This window comes from Microbacterium sp. (assembly GCF_035554235.1).
GTDB lineage: Bacteria > Actinomycetota > Actinomycetes > Actinomycetales > Microbacteriaceae > Microbacterium.
In genome coordinates this window covers 1-2417 of record NZ_DATMIO010000043.1, presented here as the reverse complement: position 1 = coordinate 2417, position 2417 = coordinate 1, and the positions used below count along the sequence as shown (strand labels likewise).

The 2417-nt window shown below is 66.5% G+C and carries 3 protein-coding genes; 1 reads left to right on the top strand and 2 read right to left on the bottom strand.

Features of this window, described 5'->3' with window-relative positions:
- Together VNT50_RS02110 and VNT50_RS02105 are read right to left on the bottom strand one after the other, a co-directional pair.
- On the bottom strand, positions 1 to 900 hold a 900-nt coding region (locus VNT50_RS02110), incomplete at its 3' end, for a LysR family transcriptional regulator (RefSeq protein WP_325483455.1).
- Positions 901 to 935: 35 nt separating this feature from the next.
- Positions 936 to 1481 (bottom strand): cupin domain-containing protein, encoded by a 546-nt coding sequence (locus VNT50_RS02105; RefSeq protein ID WP_325483454.1) that lies wholly within the window; start codon positions 1479 to 1481, stop codon positions 936 to 938.
- A 217-nt stretch (positions 1482 to 1698) separates the two neighbouring features.
- Between VNT50_RS02105 and VNT50_RS02100 the strand changes: the two genes are divergently transcribed.
- On the top strand, positions 1699 to 2417 hold a 719-nt coding region (locus VNT50_RS02100; RefSeq protein WP_325483453.1), incomplete at its 3' end, for an FAD-dependent oxidoreductase.

Sequence of the window (2417 nt, the reverse complement as noted above, 5' to 3'; positions counted from 1 at the left end):
CAGGTGCGACTGCTGCGCGAAGTGCGAACGCATCCACTCATGCCCGGGATCCTCGGTGTGCATGGGATGCCACCACAATGCGCCGACGATGGGCAGGGCCTCGAAGGGGAGTGGCAACACCGCCACGTCACCCGCCACCGTGAGGCGGTTCGCGAGCTGCTGCTGCACGATGGCGACGCGGTCTGTGCCCGCGATGAAATACGGGACGGCGAGGAAGCTCTCCACTACGCACTCGATCGAGGGAACGATGCCCATGGTCTGCAGCTGCCGGCCGATGGGTGTCTGCGCGTCCCGCGACCGGTATGTCGCGACCCACGGGAGAGTCCTGAGGTCATCGAGGCCGAGTCCATCACGGGCTGCGTCGGAGTCGGCCGAAACCAGAGCGACCCACCGATCCTCGTAGATGTCGAGGTGCGGGATGTTCTCCGTGGTCAGGCCGTGAGGCAGGATCATGCCGTCGATGGAGCGCAGGCCCAGAAAGTCATCGTTTCCGACCAGGTGCTGGACGAAGGCGAACTGGACCCTCGGGGCTTCCCGCCGCGCACGCCGTTCCACGCCCGCGCCGATCACCGCATACGAATAGTCGGTTCCCGCAAGAACGAAGCTCCGGGTTGACGAAGCTGGATCGAACGCCGGCTCGGCCGCGAAGACCCGCAGGGTCGCATCGACCACAGCGGGGACCACGGTCGCGAGGCGTCGGGCAAGGGGGGTCAGATGGTAGGAGTTTCCCGACCGTGCCAGCAACGCATCCCCGAAGTGCGCTCGAAGGCGCGAAAGGTTGCCACTGACCGTCGGCGCACTCAGGCGGAGACGCTCCGCGGCCCGGCTGACACTGGCCTCCGTGAGGATGGCGTCGAGAGTCGCCAGCAGATTCAGGTCGAGGCGGCTCAGATCGTCCATCCTCGAATCGCCGGTCGCCCCGCGCCCCTTCTGGCTCACGGCAGGTTGCCGCCGATGAGCACGAAAGCCACGACGCAGGATTCGCTCGACCGGTTCGCCCACGCGTGCGCGGTGCCGCGCTGGACGAGCACATCGCCCTGGTGCAGGAGCGTTTCGGCCTCGTCCAGGATCGCCCACACTTCGCCGCGCAGCACGATGGCGTAGTCGATGGATGCCGTTGTGTGATAGGCCATCGGCTTGACCTCGTTGCCGTCCGCGTCGAATCGCCAGTCGGCGTCCGGTGGCAGCTCCAGCACCCGGAAAACGGATCCGTTCGGCGTCGGACCGACCGACAGCGGCTTGTCAGTCGCGTACGGATCGACGAGCGGAGCCCGGTTGTCCGCGGGTGACTCGTCCGTTCGCCAGATATTCGTCGCCACGTAGCCGGGCGTGCCATTGGCCACTCGAGCGTGCGGACAGACGTCATCCATCACCACGACGGAGCGGCCGTCCGCGTTGACCCCGGTCACCACCCGCCGAACCTTCGTCGTCCAGTCTCCGGGTGCGATATCAGCGGAGAAGGGGTTGTAATCGTCGGCCATCAATGTGCTCCCTTGAACGAAGTGCCTGGCCGTCCGCGGCCACGAGCCAGTCAATGCTGATCACGCGGCTGTGCCTATCCGCTTCGAGAAGTCTTCATCCGCCCCCCGCATCGATTCGGCCTGCTCGAATCGGCCTGAGCATTCCGTTTCCGGCTTTCACGTCGCTCCCCGCGAAACGTAGCTTCGACTCGCACGTTCGACGAAGGGGTCTTCATCTATGGAAACGCACGCCGCTTACGACATCGCCATCATCGGCGGCGGGATCGCGGGACTGTCCGCCGCATCGGCGCTGGCGGATGCCGGACATCGTGTCACGGTGCTCGAGATCGCCGCCGAATGGGCGACCAGCGGCTGGGGCCTCAGCCTCACGGGCCCCTGCCTCCGGGCGCTCGACACCATCGGCGTGGTCGATGACTGCCTCGCGACCGGCTATGGCGTCGCGGCGATCTCGAACTGCAACTATCGCGGCGAGGTGCTGAATGTGATCCCGCTGCCCACGCTGCTCGGCGAGGGCCCCGCGCAGGTCGGCATCTCCCGTCCGGCGTTCCAGCGCATCCTCCTCGATGCCGCGTCTCGTCGCGGCATCGTTCTTCGCCCCGGCACGACCTTGGCCGGGCTGCGCCAGGATGGCGACGGTGTCGAACTTGCGCTCACCGACGGCACGATGATCAATGCCGATCTGGTCATCGGCGCAGACGGATTCCGGTCCCAGACGAGGGAGGCCATCGGAATCACGGTCACGCCCGAGTACACGAGTCAGATGGTATGGCGGGCCGTCGTCCCGCGGCCTGCGTGGCTGACCACGTTGCATACCTTCGCCGGACCTGTGCACAACGCGGGTGTGATTCCCATCTCCGACGCCGAGGCGTACTTCTTCCTCACCGAGAACGACGCCCCGCTGGGTGCGCTCCCCGAGGAGGAGCTCCACGACCGGTT

Excerpts from the sequence above, each read along its gene's own strand:
- VNT50_RS02105 (WP_325483454.1), bottom strand. The coding sequence starts at position 1,481 with ATGGCCGACGATTACAACCCCTTCTCCGCTGATATCGCACCCGGAGAC.